Source organism: Immundisolibacter cernigliae (assembly GCF_001697225.1).
Classification (GTDB): Bacteria; Pseudomonadota; Gammaproteobacteria; order Immundisolibacterales; family Immundisolibacteraceae; genus Immundisolibacter; species Immundisolibacter cernigliae.
Genome location: NZ_CP014671.1, coordinates 1,407,688 through 1,422,305, shown reverse-complemented (window position 1 = coordinate 1,422,305; position 14,618 = coordinate 1,407,688). Strand labels below are relative to the sequence as shown.

The 14,618-nt window shown below is 68.8% G+C and carries 15 protein-coding genes and 1 pseudogene; 5 read left to right on the top strand and 11 right to left on the bottom strand.

Features of this window, described 5'->3' with window-relative positions:
- Positions 1–6 precede the first annotated feature (6 nt).
- Genes PG2T_RS06760 through PG2T_RS06750 form a run of 3 tightly spaced genes read left to right on the top strand, consistent with a single transcriptional unit; the run spans position 7 to position 4,230 of the window.
- Positions 7–2,706, top strand: coding sequence for a cation-translocating P-type ATPase (locus PG2T_RS06760; RefSeq protein ID WP_068803678.1), 2,700 nt, complete (start codon positions 7–9; stop codon positions 2,704–2,706).
- 5 nt (positions 2,707–2,711) lie between these two features.
- On the top strand, positions 2,712–4,019 hold the full coding sequence (locus PG2T_RS06755) for an ABC1 kinase family protein (RefSeq protein ID WP_068803676.1): 1,308 nt from the start codon (positions 2,712–2,714) through the stop codon (positions 4,017–4,019).
- Positions 3,949–4,230: a hypothetical protein gene (locus tag PG2T_RS06750; RefSeq protein ID WP_052160082.1), complete on the top strand. Its 282-nt coding sequence runs from the start codon at positions 3,949–3,951 to the stop codon at positions 4,228–4,230. Before PG2T_RS06755 ends, PG2T_RS06750 begins: the two co-directional genes overlap by 71 nt.
- A 68-nt stretch (positions 4,231–4,298) precedes the next feature.
- Here the strand turns inward: PG2T_RS06750 and PG2T_RS06745 are convergent, their stop codons facing one another.
- A complete protein-coding gene (locus PG2T_RS06745) occupies positions 4,299–5,486 on the bottom strand; it encodes a methionine adenosyltransferase (RefSeq protein ID WP_202816452.1) in 1,188 nt (395 codons plus the stop codon).
- A 235-nt stretch (positions 5,487–5,721) separates the two neighbouring features.
- Here PG2T_RS06745 and PG2T_RS06740 point away from each other — a divergent pair, with 235 nt between their 5' ends.
- Positions 5,722–5,913, top strand: coding sequence for a hypothetical protein (locus PG2T_RS06740; protein WP_043105746.1), 192 nt, complete (start codon positions 5,722–5,724; stop codon positions 5,911–5,913).
- Between the two features lie 15 nt (positions 5,914–5,928).
- Here the strand turns inward: PG2T_RS06740 and PG2T_RS06735 are convergent, their stop codons facing one another.
- The 8 genes from PG2T_RS06735 to PG2T_RS06705 form a co-directional block, all read right to left on the bottom strand.
- Positions 5,929–6,426, bottom strand: a complete 498-nt coding sequence (locus PG2T_RS06735) for a TPM domain-containing protein (protein ID WP_043105745.1) — start codon at positions 6,424–6,426, stop codon at positions 5,929–5,931.
- 2 nt (positions 6,427–6,428) lie between these two features.
- Positions 6,429–7,268: a TPM domain-containing protein gene (locus PG2T_RS06730; protein ID WP_052160079.1), complete on the bottom strand. Its 840-nt coding sequence runs from the start codon at positions 7,266–7,268 to the stop codon at positions 6,429–6,431.
- A gap of 27 nt (positions 7,269–7,295) precedes the next feature.
- Complete coding sequence (locus PG2T_RS06725) at positions 7,296–7,916, bottom strand: LemA family protein (protein ID WP_052160077.1); 621 nt, start codon at positions 7,914–7,916, stop codon at positions 7,296–7,298.
- Positions 7,917–8,092: 176 nt separating this feature from the next.
- The gene (locus PG2T_RS06720; RefSeq protein WP_202816450.1) at positions 8,093–9,367 is read right to left on the bottom strand and encodes an MFS transporter; all 1,275 of its coding nucleotides are present in this window, start codon (positions 9,365–9,367) and stop codon (positions 8,093–8,095) included.
- Positions 9,368–9,377: 10 nt separating this feature from the next.
- Positions 9,378–11,336, bottom strand: a complete 1,959-nt coding sequence (gene glgX, locus PG2T_RS06715; RefSeq protein ID WP_236953308.1) for a glycogen debranching protein GlgX — start codon at positions 11,334–11,336, stop codon at positions 9,378–9,380.
- A gap of 61 nt (positions 11,337–11,397) precedes the next feature.
- Positions 11,398–11,619 carry a hypothetical protein gene (locus PG2T_RS16040; RefSeq protein ID WP_145931027.1) on the bottom strand — a complete coding sequence of 74 codons (222 nt, stop codon included), beginning with the start codon at positions 11,617–11,619 and terminating at the stop codon, positions 11,398–11,400.
- 121 nt (positions 11,620–11,740) lie between these two features.
- Positions 11,741–12,844 carry a 2-hydroxyacid dehydrogenase gene (locus tag PG2T_RS06710; protein ID WP_083214808.1) on the bottom strand — a complete coding sequence of 368 codons (1,104 nt, stop codon included), beginning with the start codon at positions 12,842–12,844 and terminating at the stop codon, positions 11,741–11,743.
- Between the two features lie 10 nt (positions 12,845–12,854).
- A complete protein-coding gene (locus tag PG2T_RS06705) occupies positions 12,855–13,124 on the bottom strand; it encodes a hypothetical protein (protein WP_145931026.1) in 270 nt (89 codons plus the stop codon).
- On the opposite strand from PG2T_RS06705, the gene PG2T_RS06700 reads away from it, so the two are divergent.
- Positions 13,117–13,686, top strand: coding sequence for a hypothetical protein (locus PG2T_RS06700; RefSeq protein ID WP_068803673.1), 570 nt, complete (start codon positions 13,117–13,119; stop codon positions 13,684–13,686). The two genes, PG2T_RS06705 and PG2T_RS06700, sit on opposite strands and share 8 nt — an antisense overlap.
- A 298-nt stretch (positions 13,687–13,984) precedes the next feature.
- On the opposite strand, the gene PG2T_RS06695 is transcribed toward PG2T_RS06700, so the two are convergent.
- Together PG2T_RS06695 and PG2T_RS15780 are read right to left on the bottom strand one after the other, a co-directional pair.
- Entirely contained in the window at positions 13,985–14,185 is a 201-nt protein-coding gene (locus tag PG2T_RS06695) for a DUF302 domain-containing protein (protein ID WP_043105741.1), read from the bottom strand.
- Between the two features lie 83 nt (positions 14,186–14,268).
- Positions 14,269–14,483 (bottom strand): annotated as a pseudogene (locus PG2T_RS15780) (IS5/IS1182 family transposase); the annotation flags it as partial.
- Positions 14,484–14,618: the final 135 nt, after the last annotated feature.

The following is a 14,618-nucleotide window of genomic DNA, read 5'->3' as shown; positions in this document are numbered from 1 at the left end:
CTCCCCATGAACGACGCACGCCGATCTGTCCTCGACCCGGGCGGCGCGGCGCCGCCCTGGCACGCGCTGCCGGCGCACGAAGCACTTGCCCGCACCGCATCTTCCGCCGACGGCCTGTCGCGCACGCAGGCGCAGCAGCGCCTCGCCGAATGCGGGCCGAACATTCTTCCCGCCCAGCCGGCGCCGGGCTGGCTGGCGATCGGCCTGCGGCAGCTCAAGAGCCCGCTCATCTACGTGCTGCTCGCCGCCGCCGTCGTGTCCTCCGCGCTCGGCGACGTGACGGATGCCGCCTTCATCGGCATCGTCCTGCTGGTGAACTCCGTGATCGGCGGCTGGCAGGAATGGCGCGCCGAAAGGCAAAGCCAGAGCCTGCAGAAACTGCTGCGCATCCGCGCGAACGCGCTGCGCGACGGCGAGAGGGTCGAGCTCGATGCGGCCGAGCTCGTGCCCGGCGACATCGTCGGACTCGAAAGCGGGCAGCTGGTGCCAGCGGACCTGCGCCTGCTCAGCACGCACGGCCTGGAGATCGCGGAAGCCGCGCTGACCGGCGAGTCGCTGGCGGTGCTCAAGGACGCTGCCGCGATGAGTGCCGCGGCTGCGGCGCTCGCCGAGCGCCCCACTATGGCCCACGCCGGGTCGTTGGTCGCGCGCGGCCGCGGGCTGGGCGTGGTCGTCGCCACGGGCGCGGCGACCGCAATCGGCCGGCTGGCGATCGCAATGAGCGGCACCCAGAGCGGTCAGCCGCCCCTGGTCCAGCGCATGGAGCGCTTTAGCCGCACGATCGCGATCATCGTGCTGATCGCCGCGGCGCTCATCGGCGCGGTCGGCGTGTGGGTGCATGGAGACGGCCTCGCGACCATGTTCGTCTTCGCCGTCGCGCTGGCGGTGTCGGCAATCCCCGAAGGCCTGCCGGTCGCGCTGACGGTCGCGCTGGCCATCGCCGCGCGCCGCATGGCCGCACGCGGCGCGATCGTGCGCCGCCTGCCGGCCGTCGAGGGGCTGGGCAGCTGCACGCTGATCGCCAGCGACAAGACCGGCACGCTCACCTGCAACGAGCTGACCGCGCGCGAAATCTGGCTGCCGGACGAGACGCGTTACGCCGTCACCGGCTCGGGCTACGCGCCCGTGGGCGAAATCGCCGGCGCCCCCGGTGCCGGTCTGCGTCGTGCGCTCGAAATCGCCGCCGCCTGCAACGAGGCCGACCTGCATCGTCGCGACGCCGACTGGACCTGGCGCGGCGATCCGACCGACATCGCGCTGCTCGCGCTCGCGGAGAAGGGCGGCGTCGGCCGCGAGCCGCTGCTGGTCGAGCGGCCGCAGGTCAACGAGATTCCCTACGAGCCCGAGCGGCGCTTCGCCGCGAGCTGGCATGCGTTCGACGGGGCAACGTGGATCGCCGTCAAGGGCGCACCCGAGCGCGTGCTGCAGATGTGCACGAATGCGCCGGCAGAACGCATCCTGCAGGCGGCCGAAGAGATGGCGCAGCGCGGGCTGCGCGTGCTCGCGCTTGCCAGCGGCGTGACGGCGCGCGGTGTCGCTCCGCAGGAGACGCCTGCAGAACCACACGATCTGGAGTTTGCCGGCCTCGTCGGCCTGATCGATCCGCTGCGGCCGGAAGTGCGCGACGCGGTGCGTCGCTGCGCGGCCGCCGGCATCCGCGTCGTGATGGTAACCGGGGATCACCCGACAACGGCGCTGGCGATCGCGCGCGAGCTCGGTATCGCCGTGCAGCCGCAGGACGTGATTCACGGCAGCGCGCTGCAGGCAGACTCGCCGGACGCATTGATCCAGGCCATCACGCGCGGACGCGTGTTTGCGCGCGTGACCCCGGAGCAGAAGCTCGCGCTGGTTGAAGCCGCCCAGCGCGCCGGGCATTTCGTCGCCGTGACCGGCGACGGCGTCAACGACGCACCGGCGCTTCGCCGCGCCAACATCGGCGTGGCCATGGGCCGCGGCGGCACCGATGTCGCGCGCGAGGCGTCCGACCTCGTGCTCAGCGACGACAACTTCGCCACGATCGTCGCCGGCGTCGAGGAAGGCCGTATCGCCTATCAGAACATCCGCAACGTCGTCTACCTGCTCACCGCAGCCGGGGCTGCCGAAGTGCTCACGGTCGGCCTGGCGGTCATGATCGGGCTGCCGATCCCGCTGCTGCCGGTGCAACTGCTGTGGCTGAATCTCGTCACCAACGGCATCCAGGATGTGGCGCTCGCCTTCGAGCGCGGGCGCGGCGACGAGCTCGGCGCGCCGCCGCGGCGCCCGGACGATCCGATCTTCGACCGCCTCATGATCGAACGCGGACTGCTCGCCGGAACCTGGATGGCGGCGCTCGGCTTCGGCGCTTTCGCGCTGCTGCTGCAATTCGAGGTGCCGGTCGATCAGGCCCGCAACACGCTGCTGCTGCTGATGGTGCTGATGCAGAACGTGGACGCGTTCAACGCCCGTTCGGAGACGCGCTCGGCATTTTCGATCCCGCTGCGCAACAACCCCCTCCTCGCCGTCGGCGTCACCGTCGCGCTCGCGATCCACGTGATTGCCATGTCCCTGCCGCTGATGCAGCGCGTGCTGCGCATCGAGCCGGTCGCGCTCGGCGGCTGGATCGTGTTGCCGTTGCTGGCACTGAGCCTGCTCGCGGTCATGGAGCTGCACAAGCGCCTCTGGGCGCACCGCGGGCGAGCACGATTGGCGCCGGCGACCTCGCCCTGAACGGCATGAGCGCGCCACGCGCACTGATCATCGCCTGGCGGCTGCTGCGCCTGGCGCTGGTCATCGCGCGCGAGCACCGGCACGCGCCCGAGGCCGCTGCGGCCGCGCTGCGCGACACGCCGGCCGCGCTGGGCGCAACCTTCGTCAAGCTCGGCCAAGGGCTGAGCCAGCGCCTCGACCTGCTGCCCGCGCCGTATACGCAGGCGCTGGCCGCGCTGCAGGACCGCGTGCCGCCGTTTCCGGCGGCGGCTGCGCGCGCCACGGTCGAGGCCGCGTTCGGCCAGCCGCTCGACGCGCTGTTCGCGGAGTTCGACGACACGCCGCTGGCGGCCGCGTCGTTGGCACAGGTGCACCGTGCCACTCTGGCGGACGGCACCGCCGTCGTCGTCAAGGTGCGGCGGCCGCGGTTGCGTGCGGAAGTCGAGCACGATCTGCGTTGGCTGCGCCGCGTCGTGCGCGCGGCGATGCTACTGTGGCCACCGTTCGCGCACTGGCGTCCACTCGACCTCGTCGACGAGATCGCCGCGCAGTTGCGGCGCGAGATCGACTTCCGCGTCGAGGCCGCCAACATGCGCCGCATGCAGCGCGTGCTCGCCGCGGTTCCCGGCGTGCACGTGCCGACCGTGGTCGAGCCGCTGGTACACGAGGACGTGCTGGTGCAGACGCTCAGCGTAGGGCGTCCGATCGCCAGCGCGTACGGCACCGACGACGGCAAGCGCTTGGCCGGACTTCTGCTCGACGCCTATTTGCAGCAGCTGTTTGGCGTCGGCTTCTTCCATGGCGATCCGCACCCGGGCAATGCCTTCGTGATGGCCGACGGGGGCCTGTGCCTGCACGACTTCGGCGTCATCGGCTACCTGGACCGCCATGCGCGCCACGCCCTGGCGCAGGCGCTGCACGGCGTGGCCGGCTGCGACGCCCCGTCGGTGCTGACCGCGGCCGTCGAGCTGGGTCTGCTCGACGTGCCGCCGGACCGGCGCGATGTGATCGCCATGGTCGACCTGATCCTCGCCGAGTTCGCGACCAAGCCGCTGGCCGAATCGTCGGCAGCGCAGGTGCTGCTGCGCATCGCGCGGCTGGACTCGCGCCAGCACCTGCTGCTGCCGCGCAACCTGATCCTGCTGCTGCGCACGCTGATGCTGCTCGAAGGCCTTATGCGCGCACTGGACCCGGGCTTCGCGTTGCCCGCCGAGCCGCAGGCACGCAGCGGCAAGGTCGCGGAGCTGCTACAGCCGGGTCACCGTGCCGGCGCCGCAAGCCGCGCGCCAGATCGCCCGACAGCGGCCGGCGCTGCTCGCGCGCTGGCTGCGTGAACTGGAAGAAGGCCGGGCTCGCGACAAGCCCGTCTCCGCTGACCGGGAACCCGACCGTCACGAGCCGGACGGCGCGCGCAGCATCGCCGCCGCGCTGGTGGCGTTGGGCCTGTACGTGGCAGGTGCGGCGGCGCTGTTCGTCCCCGAAATGCCGCGGCCTGGCGGCTGGCCGGTGCTGCATTGCTGCTGCTCGCACTCGCGCTGCTGGTGAGCCTGCGTGCGCTGCGCAGCGCTGACGGCGGGGCGGTAGCCGGAAGCCGGCCGCTGTCGCAAAACGCCTCAAAACACGCGGACGGCGCCTTGAATCAGACGCTCGGTGAGTCCGCCGACGTCGGCGAGGCGCTCGCGCGCGATTGCCACTGCACGCTCGCGCGCGGCTTCGAACACGGACTCGGCCGCCGCCAACTCCAGGACCACCAGCGCGGGGCTTTCGACCGGCTGGCCGATCGTGGACAGGACCTGTACCGCCGCTCCGGCGACGCCGGGCACGTCCATGCAGAGGGCGCGTGCGAGTTCCAGCGCCAGCACGTTGTAGAGCTTGCCGACGTGCACGATGGCGTTCTTGCCGGCGGAAGCCTCCAGCGACATCGTGCGCAAGGGCGTAATCAGGCCGTTGACGCGGTTGCCGCGCCCCACTTGCCCGTCGTCGCCGTGCTCTGCTGACAATCCCGTCACGGTCAGGTAGAGCCCGCTCTCGTCGCGTGCAGCAGGATCGTCCAGTGCGTTGAACACGAGCGCACCGCTCACGCCGGTTGCGGCGCGTACATGTTCCCGCATAGCCTGCTTCACGTCGAAGTAGTGAGCGACGTTTTCAACGGCGCGGTCGACCAACGCCAGGGCGACGGTAACGCGGATGTCGTCACCGACGCGCGCGCCCATGATCTTGTAGTCGTCGCCGGCCGCGGGAAATACGCGGCGGAAGTCGTCCAAGCGCAACACCTCGGCGATGTCGAGCACGGTGCGCTCCAGGCGCGAGTAGGGCGCGTAGCCGGCACCGAAGGAGGTGTCGTTGGCCAGGTGCACCGCCGTGCCGTCGATGACGCGGCGCAGGTTGGGACTGCCGCTGCGCACCGCGGACTCCACGGTGAAGGTCGCCGGATTGCAGCGCAGATGCGCGCGCAGATAGTCCAGGGCCGCGGCGCGGACCAAGTCCTCGATCGCCACATCCGGCAACGCGGTCGCACGTCCGCAGACGATCAGCCGCAGGGGCACGATGAGCCGGCCGCCCCCAAAGCGCGGCGCGCTCTCGCCGCCGACGAGCAGCGCCTTGTCGACGTTGTAGTGCTGCACCGCACCGTACGCGCTCAGGTACGCACGGCAAAGCGCACGCGAAACCGCCTCGGCGACGCCGTCACAGATGCTGTCCGGATGGCCGACGCCCTTGTGCTCGCAGATTTCCACGGCCATGCCGCCGGTCAGTCCGGGGTCGCGGCGCGTCACCACGAAACGTGTGTCGGGAGCAATCATCACTGGTTTCAAGTATGCGCCGCGCCGCGGGCATTGAGCTGGCTCATACCGCTATCCCCGCCGCGGCGTGGCCGGTTTGAGCGGCCCGCGCGCTTTGCCCATCGTTGCCTCATGTGGACCGGAACCGCGGTGTTGCGCCCCGGATGGGTCGCCGGCAGCTTCCTGCTGCGCAGTGTCTGGATGCCCGAACCGCGGCTGTGGCCGGCACAGGCCGCTGTGGGCGCAGGTTCTGGCAGTGGACGCGGTGCTCAACCTGAGCCTCTACGCAATGCATTGCTGGAGTCACGTTAAGCTGCGCGCCGGCGACGTCGGCCTGCGCGACCGCGACTTCCCGCAGGACTACGCCGGGCAGTTCGTCTGGCCGTTCCGGCGGGCGCAGAGCGTGAGCCAAGCGCAGCGGTCGCCGGCGGCGCAACCCTGCGATTAAAGCCCGAGCCGCTGACTAAAGGACAACCGCCAGGTTCGGCAACTCGTTGCGGCTGCTGCCACTGGCAGGAAACTGATCGACCAGATGTCGCGTGACTGCGCGGATGCCGCCGAGCGCACCGCCCGCGTAGTCCGCCTGCCTGAATGCCACTTCCATCTGCCGGCAGATCCGCTCCCATTCCGCGGTGCCCAGCTTCGCGTGAATGCCGCGATCCGCGACGATTTCCACGTCCCGGTCCGCGAGCAGCAGGTAGATCAGCACGCCGCAGTTGTGCTCAGTATCCCAGACGCGCAACAGCGAGAACAGCTCGATGGCGCGCTCACGCGCGGTCTGCCCGCGGAACAGCGGAGCGCCGTCCAGCGCACCTTCCACTACGAAGCGGATCTGTCCGGCGTGCGTCGCTTCGCTGGCCTCGATCTCCTGCTCGATCGCCAGCAGCGCGGCGCGCGGAAACGCCCGCTCAAGCTGCCAGCGGGTCAGGAGCAAGTGCCGAAAGACGCGCGGAACACTCATGGTCACCACCGGCCCGACGCGCCGCCGCCCCCGAATCCGCCGCCGCCACCGCGGAAACCGCCGCCCAGGCCACTACCGAAGCCGCCGTGGCGGCGGCCATGGTGACCGTGCATGCCATGACCGCCCAAACCGCTCATCGATGTCAGCACGAAGGTGATGAGCGCGACACCCAGCCCCGCGGCCAGCGCGCCAGCGACTAACCAAGTGATCAGTCCGACGACCCCGGCCGCTGCAAGCGCGCCGGGCATCCGGCCCAGCCAGGAGCGCAAGGCCGCACTCGTAACCAGCGCGACGATCAGAATGAGCGGGACCCACTGCGGCAAGTCGGTATCCCCTTGGCCCGGCGTGGCGGCGGGTGCTGGCAGGGGCTCTCCGTCGACCACGCGGATCATCCGGTCCACACCTTCGGTGATGCCCGCGTAGTAACCGCCTTCGCGCAAGCGCGGCACGATCACCTCGCTGATGATGCGCTTGCTGACGGCATCACTGAGTGCGCCCTCCAGGCCGTAACCGACCTCGATGCGCAGCGCGCGATCGTCTTTGGCGATCAGCAGAATGGCGCCGTCGTCGACCTTCTTGCGCCCGAGTTTCCATTGCTCCGCCACGCGCAGGGCGTACTGCTCGATGCTTTCAGGCTGCGTGCTCGCAACGAGCACGACGGCGATCTGGCTTCCCTTTCTTTCCTCGAAGCGGCGCAGCGTCTGCTCCAGCGCCTGAATCTGGCTCGGCGTGAGCGTCGCGGTCTGATCGGTCACACGGCCCGTCAGCGGCGGCACCGGCAGCTCCGCCCGCGCCATAAACGGCGTGCAGACTGCAAGCAGCAGGAGCAGGGCTTTGATCATGGCGTCCACGCGCCGCACTGCGCCGCGTCAGCTCTGCGGCTCGGCAGGCGCGAACTGAACCTCGGGTGGCCGCGCCAGCTCTGCCTCGTTCTCGACCGTGAAAGTCGGCTTGGCCTGATAGCCGAACGCCATCGCGGTGAGATTGCTGGGGAAGCTGCGGATGGTCACGTTGTAATCCCGCACCGCCTGGATGTAGCGGTTGCGCGCCACGGTGATGCGGTTCTCGGTACCTTCAAGCTGCGCCTGAAGATCGCGGAAAGCGCCGTCAGACTTGAGCTGCGGATAGTTCTCGGAAACCACCAGCAGGCGCGACAATGCGCCGGTCAGCTCACCCTGCGCTTGCTGGAAGCGCGCGAGGGCCTGCGGATCGTCGATCGACTCGGACGTGACGCGGATGCTGCCGACCTTGGCGCGCGCGTTGGTGACTTCCGTCAGCACCCGCTCCTCCTGGGCCGCGTAACCCTTCACCGTATTGACCAGATTCGGCACCAGATCGGCCCGGCGCTGGTACTGATTGAGCACTTCCGACCATGCGGCCTTGATCTGCTCATCCTGGCCCTGCAGCGTGTTGTATCCGCAGCCGGACAACAGCAGCGTGAGCAGTCCGGCCAGGGCCCAGGGAACGCAACGCCGCAGTGCAACGGGCATGAGATTCTCCGTCATGTGGGCCATCACCGCAGGCCACTCTCATACGTTACCACTGTGACCGCGACGCTGCGTTGACGCGAGTCAAGCGCGACTGCACCGCCCGACATCACGCGGCACAACGGTCATGCACGCGCACCAACATCGCAGATGTGGCGGACCGGCCTGACTGGCTCTGTTCATGGCGGCTCGGAGATCGTGCCCGCCACCGGCGCCACCCGTGCAACCGCGTAAAGCCGAGCAGGCAGACCGACAGACAGGAAGAAGCCGAACGCCGTCAGCGCCGCCGTCAATACGAACGGTGCGCCCGGCAGCAGGGAAATGTTGAACAGCAGTCCCCCCACCGCCGAGCCGGTGGTCTGGCCCAGGCTCGCGGCGGCGGTCTGCCGGCCGAGCTGGGCGCCTTGCGCGCCGCCCGCAAGAGTCGAGATCCAGTAGGTCAGGATCGGCGACAGCACGCCCGCGCTGGCTGCGACCACACCGACCGCGATCAGCAGGCCGGTGAAGTTCCATGCCATCGGCACGAGCAGCAGACCGCCGCCAAGCATGATCGTCGCCGGTGCGATCAGCCAGCGCGTGTGCGCCGGCTTGACCCGGGGCGAGAACACCAGCGCCTGCGCCACGAGCATCACCAGACTGCACTCCATGAACATCGTCGCGATCTGGTAGGGGCTCAGACCCAGCTCGCGCCGGCCGCGCAGCGCCAGGCCGACCTCGAACACGCCGACTGCCGCGGCAGCGATGAATCCCAGCGCGAGCAGCACGCGGATGCTGGAGGCAGCGCCGCGCGCTGCCTCCAGGCTGCCGGATTCGGCTCGACCCGTCGCGGTCCGCGGCAGGCGCAGCGCCACCGCCGCCGCGGCCAGCAGCGCCAGCACGGCCACGGCGGCGCGCGGCGCAAGCAGTGCCGCCGCCGCGCCGCTGAGTCCCAGCACACCGTTGGCGAGGCTGCCTGAAAACACGCCCAGCATCGGACCCAGTAGAAAGCCGGCGACACTGGCGATGCTGAGCAGCGTCAGACGGCGCGCGCGCATGGTGTCGTCCTTGACCAGCTCGCCGACTGCGGCCGAAGCGACCGGCGTGACCGAGGCGCTGAACGCCCCGCTGAGGAGGCGCTCGGCGTAGAACAGCGCAAGGCTGCCGCCGAAAGCCAGCAGCAGCGTCGCCGCGACGTAGCCGACCAGACCGATCATCAGGATCGGCCGGCGCCCGTACCGATCGGACAGCCGCCCCCAGAGCGGTGCGAAAACGAACAGCGCGAGCGTGTATGCGGCGGCCAGCAGCCCGGTGTGGCGGGAGACGAAAGCCTCGCCGGTCGCCGCCCCGCCCAGGGCCGCGACGCTGTCCGGCAGCACAGGCAGCACCACGCCATAGCCGGCGGAGACGCTGAACGTGGCCAGCATCAGTGCCAGCAGTGCATCGACCGGTATGGCGCTTGGGCGCGCCTCGTGCACGGGAATCACCTCACAGATGCGATAGCACGGCCAGACTGCCGGCGGCGAGCGCGTAGCGCTGCCGATCGGGCAGCGGCCGCAGGTCGTCCAGCGCGCAGATGTCGCCCGGCGGCGCTTGTCCGGTATCGGCCTCCAGCCGCCACGGCGCATCGGGCAGATGGAAGTCGGCCGGCCGATCGCTGGCGTTGAACAGCAGACACAGCATGCCGGGCTCAGCGCATTCCCGCACGCGGCAGCCGAAGGCGCGGGTGGGTCCGTCCCAGTCCGGCGCATGGCCCTGCGGGCCGAACCAGTCCAGTTCCTCTGCGCGGTAAAAGGCATCGTTGCGCAGACACGGATGGCGCTGGCGCAGCGCGATCAGCCCACGTACGAAGCGCAGTACCTCGCCGTTCTCTTCAACGAGCCGCCAGTCGTACCAGGACAGTGCGTTGTCCTGACACCAGGGGTTGTTGTTGCCGGCCTGGCTGCGACGGAACTCGTCGCCGCCGAGCAGCATCGGCACGCCGCGGGCGAGCAGCAGCGTAGCCAACAGGTTCTTGATCTGCCGCAACCGCCCGGCGTCAATGGCGGCATCGATGGTCGGTCCCTCGACGCCGTGGTTCATGCTGAAGTTCTCGTCGGCGCCGTCGCGGTTACCCTCGCCATTGGCCTCGTTGTGCTTGCGCGCGTAGCTGACGAGGTCGTTGAGCGTGAAGCCATCGTGGCAGGTGACGAAGTTGACGCTGTTGAGCGGCGCCTTGCCGCTGTGCTGATACAGATCGGCGCTGCCACACAGCCGTGAGGCGAACGCACCGGTCATGCCCGCGTCGCCGCGCCAGAAGCGCCGCACGTCGTCGCGAAACCTTCCGTTCCACTCGGCCCAGCGTACGCCCGGAAAGCGGCCGACCTGGTAGGCGCCGCCGGCGTCCCAGGCCTCGGCGATCAGCTTCACGTCGCGCAGGATCGGATCCTCGGCGATGCGCTCGAGCAGCGGCGCATCGGCCATCAGCCGGCCCTCGCGATCGCGGCCGAGAATCGAGGCGAGGTCAAAACGAAAGCCGTCGACCTGCATCTCCGCGGCCCAGTAGCGCAGGCAGTCGATGATGAAGTCGCGCACGACCGGATGGCTGCAGTTCAGCGTGTTGCCGCAGCCGGAAAAGTTCTCGTAGCGGCGCCGGTCGGCGCCGAGCAGGTAGTAGATCGCGTTGTCGAGCCCGCGAAAGCTGAACAAGGGTCCGCGCTCGTCGCCCTCCGCGGTGTGATTGAAAACCACGTCGAGGATCACTTCGAGGCCGTTGCGATGCAGCTCGCGCACGAGGGTCTTGAACTCGTCGATCACGCTGCCCGGCGCGGCGTGTGCCGCGTAAGCCGGTTCCGGCGCAAAGAATGCGAGCGTGTCGTAGCCCCAGTAGTTGTGTCGACCGGCGTCTCCGCGATGGAAGGCCTGCACCGGCATCAGCTCGATCGCGGTGACGCCGAGTTCGCGAAGATACGGAATCCTGTCGATCACGCCCAGAAACGTCCCTGGGTGCCGGCTGGCTGACGAGGGATGGACGGTGAGGCCGCGCACGTGGCTCTCGTAGATGACGGTGTCGGACCAGAGCGTTCGCGGCCGCTGTGTCCCCTGCCAGTCGAAGCGCGACCGCAGGAGCAGACAGCGGCCGTCGCCCGGCGGCACGCCGGCGCCCCCACGGCCGGCGACGGCCCGGGCGTACGGATCAAGCAGACGCGCGTCGGCGTCAAATCGATGTCCGGCCTCCGGCGCCAACGGGCCGTGCACGCGGTAGGCATACGCCTGTCCCCAGCGCACACCTTCGGCCAGAGCGTGCCAGATGTCCCCGGTCCGGTGCTGCGCCGGGTCCAGATCGAGCGCCCACAGCGGATGCTGGTCAGCCGGATCCTCGAAGATCAGCAGTTCGACGCGTTCGGCGTGGCGGCTGAAGATGGCGAAGTTGAAGCCGTCGCAGCAGTCGTGCACGCCCAGCGGCAACGGGCTTCCCGGACGGGCATGAAAGCCGTGGTTCCGCCCTGCGCCCTGTGCCGTTGCGTACTCAGTGAGCGTGCTTTCCGCCACAACAGCCGCCCGCCGGCGCCTTGGGCGCCGCGTTGCCCGTCTGCGGGGCAGCCGTATCCTTGACGTCGGCCGCAGTGCCCTTCTCCTTGCAGCACCCGTGGTCGCCCTTGACGGCGGGTTTGGTCGGCGCCGTGCTCGAAGCGCGCTTACGTGAAAAGAAGCCCATCACTGTTCTCCACTGGGTGATCGTGTGGTTCATTCTGGATGCCGGCTGCGATTCCGGCATTGACCTGGGTCAAGCGCGGAAGCGGAGCTGTTCACCTGTCGCGTCGAGACCAAGCCGCTCCTTGTATCGCCTGCATCGCAGCGCCGCCGCTGCGTCATTTCCCGTCCGTTGCACAGCCCAGCGGCGGCACACCATCGCCTGCAGCGCCTGGGGCGCAGCCTGTTCCTTCATGCGATACAGAAGCCTCCCGGAGCAAATCCGGCAGCACCCGGTTCGGTATTGGGCGCCCAGCGCCGAACGCCGCGATGTTCGCGAGCGTGGTATCGGCGATCGCGGCGAGCGCCTCGCGGGTGAAGAACGCCTGGTGCGCGGTGACGACAACGTTGGGAAACGTCAGCAGGCGCTGGAACACATCGTCCGTCACCACGCTCGACGACAGATCTTCGTAGAACAGGTCGCCTTCCTGCTCGTAGACGTCCAGGCCGAGTGCGCCCAGATGGCCGGACTTGAGCGCGCCGATCACCGCCGCCGTATCGAGCAGGCCGCCGCGGGAGGTGTTGATCAGCATCGCGCCCGGTTTCATGCGCGCCAGCGCCTGCGCGCCGATCAGGTGATGGGTCTCGGGCGTCAGCGGGCAATGCAGCGAGACGATGTCGGCAGCCGCGAACAGCTCCGGCAGCGTCGCCAGGCTGGCGCCCTCGATGCAGGCGTCGCCGGCGCAGAACTGTGGATCGTGGACCAGCACCCGGCAGCCGAAGCCGAAGCCGAGCATGATCCGGACGAACACGCGGCCGATGCGCCCGGCGCCGACCACGCCGACAGTCTTGCCGTACAGGTCGAAGCCCTCGAGGCCGTCGATCAGGAAGTTATCGTCGCGCACGCGGTTGTAGGCGCGATGGAACTTACGGTTCAGCGTGAGCACGAGCCCCGCCGCGTGTTCGGCCACCGCGTGCGGCGCGTAGGCCGGCACGCGGACCACGGTGAGGCCAAGCCCGGCGGCGGCGCGCACGTCCACCTGGTTGAATCCGGCGCAGCGCAGCGCGATCAGCCGAGTGCCGCCGTCGGCGAGCCGGCGCAGCACGGATGCATCAAGGGTGTCGTTGACGAAGGTGCACACCGCTTCGTAGCCGGCCGCGAGCGACAGGGTTTCAGCGCCGAGTCGCGCCTCGACGAAGCTCAGGTCATGGCCGATGCGGGCGTTGGCAGCCGTGAACTCGCGGCGGTCGTAGGGACGGGCGCTGAAGAGCAACACGCGCATCGGCACTACCTCACGGGCTATCCAGCCGTGCTGTGTCGCGCACCATACGCCGCAGATCCGCGTATTCATCTTTAACGAGCAACGCGAACAGCTCGTGCAGCGGCGTCGTCTCGCTAAGATCCGCGAGCTGCTGGTATGTATCCTGCAGTTGGCTATGGAATGCCCTCGCCGCGTTCTCGGCGTCGTCCACCGACGCGCAGCACAGCAAGCAGCAGCGCATCGCCTCGAGTGGATCCGGCTGCGGCAAGTCCGGCACCTGGCGGAACCAGGTGTTGAGCACGGAAAAGCTCGCGGTTTTCGAGAAATCCTACGAGGCCCGCGCGCATCTCGTGCTCGTGCTGAGCGAGGTAGTCCGGCATCATCTTCAGGCGCGGTTCGGCGGCCGACTCGGAGAGGGACTCGTACTGGTGGCCCAGCGAGTCGTGAAAGCGGGCACATCCGGTGCGGATGAAACACAGGTAGAGACGATTCTCGGCCACAATCCGCGCTGGCTGCGCCTTCCCTATTGGAAACGGGACGGCCGCACCGCCTGGGTGCTCAAAGAAAGCCTGGATGGAGCGCCGATCACCGTCGGCGTGGTCGTCGAAGATGCCCGGATCGCGCAAGTGAACATGCTAACGTATGGTGCCCGGCACGGTCGGGACGTTACAAGACCCGGATTTCTGAAGCAGTTCGAGGGTGCATCACTTACCGGCCACGACCAGATCCTGGATAGCCCCGTTCGGGATACCGTGGGTATTGGACGCCCTGTAGATCTGATGGTCGGACTCGCGCGACTTGCGCTATATCATCTGACCGAGCAGATTCCACCGGCGGGCGGTTCCGGGGACGGGCGCGATTAGCCGGGTCTTCGAACCGCGCCTGCCACAAGCCGGCGAATAAGAGCCGCACTTGCGGCACGGAGGCCGGATTCGACCGGTTCAGAGCGCCGCCGGCCTCAGACAGGGGAGGTGGCTCCGAAATCCAGTGCCACACCACCCTGCCCATCAGGGCACACAGGGGATCGGGCGCGTTGGTCGATGCAAGCTCCGACCGCGCTTGAGCAGCGGTTTCCCCATACCGGAGCATCTCACCATCTGTAGCTTTGATAAGTTCCGCCCGGAGGTGCGACGCCTCCAGCCGCCGGCTCGACCTTCGGGATCATCGACGTGAAACACGCTGGTCGCGGAAGCGTGGGCGGCTCATGGGCTTCGCCTTGCGCTGCGGCACGTCCCGGTGCACCAGCGATCGATTGCAGGCGCCGAGGATGCGGTAGGGTGGCATATCGTCGCCGACCTTCTGCTTCAGGGTTGTCTCCACGTCGATGTCGGTGAGCACGCCGAAGCCGTCCTGCTTGAGCACCCTGTGATGACATCGACCGCATGCTCGAAGTCCATGGGGACCGTTGTGCCGAGACCGCGTTTCGCGGTCATGTGTCATTCCTCACCGATGCGCGCCTTCATGCCAAAGTGCCACTGGTTGCTCTTCTTGGTCTGATGCATGGCCGGATCGCCCGCCCGGTCGCGGTTCTTGGTCGACGGCGGGGCGGCGATCAGCCGCCGGTCAAACCGTGATCCTCCAGCCGGCGGCGGAACTTCAGCAGCGTGGTGGCATCCGGCGCCGCCTCGCAGGCCAGGTCGATGCCGACGAAGCGGCGGATTCACGCGGCGGTGATTGCCCAAGGCGCTTCTGCTCAGACAACAGGCAGGGGCAGCGGAGCAACAGAGCAGTGGCCACCGGGCTCGATTGGCCTGTGATGTTGGCACCACGGATGCTGTGCATTCAAGTCCTCCCG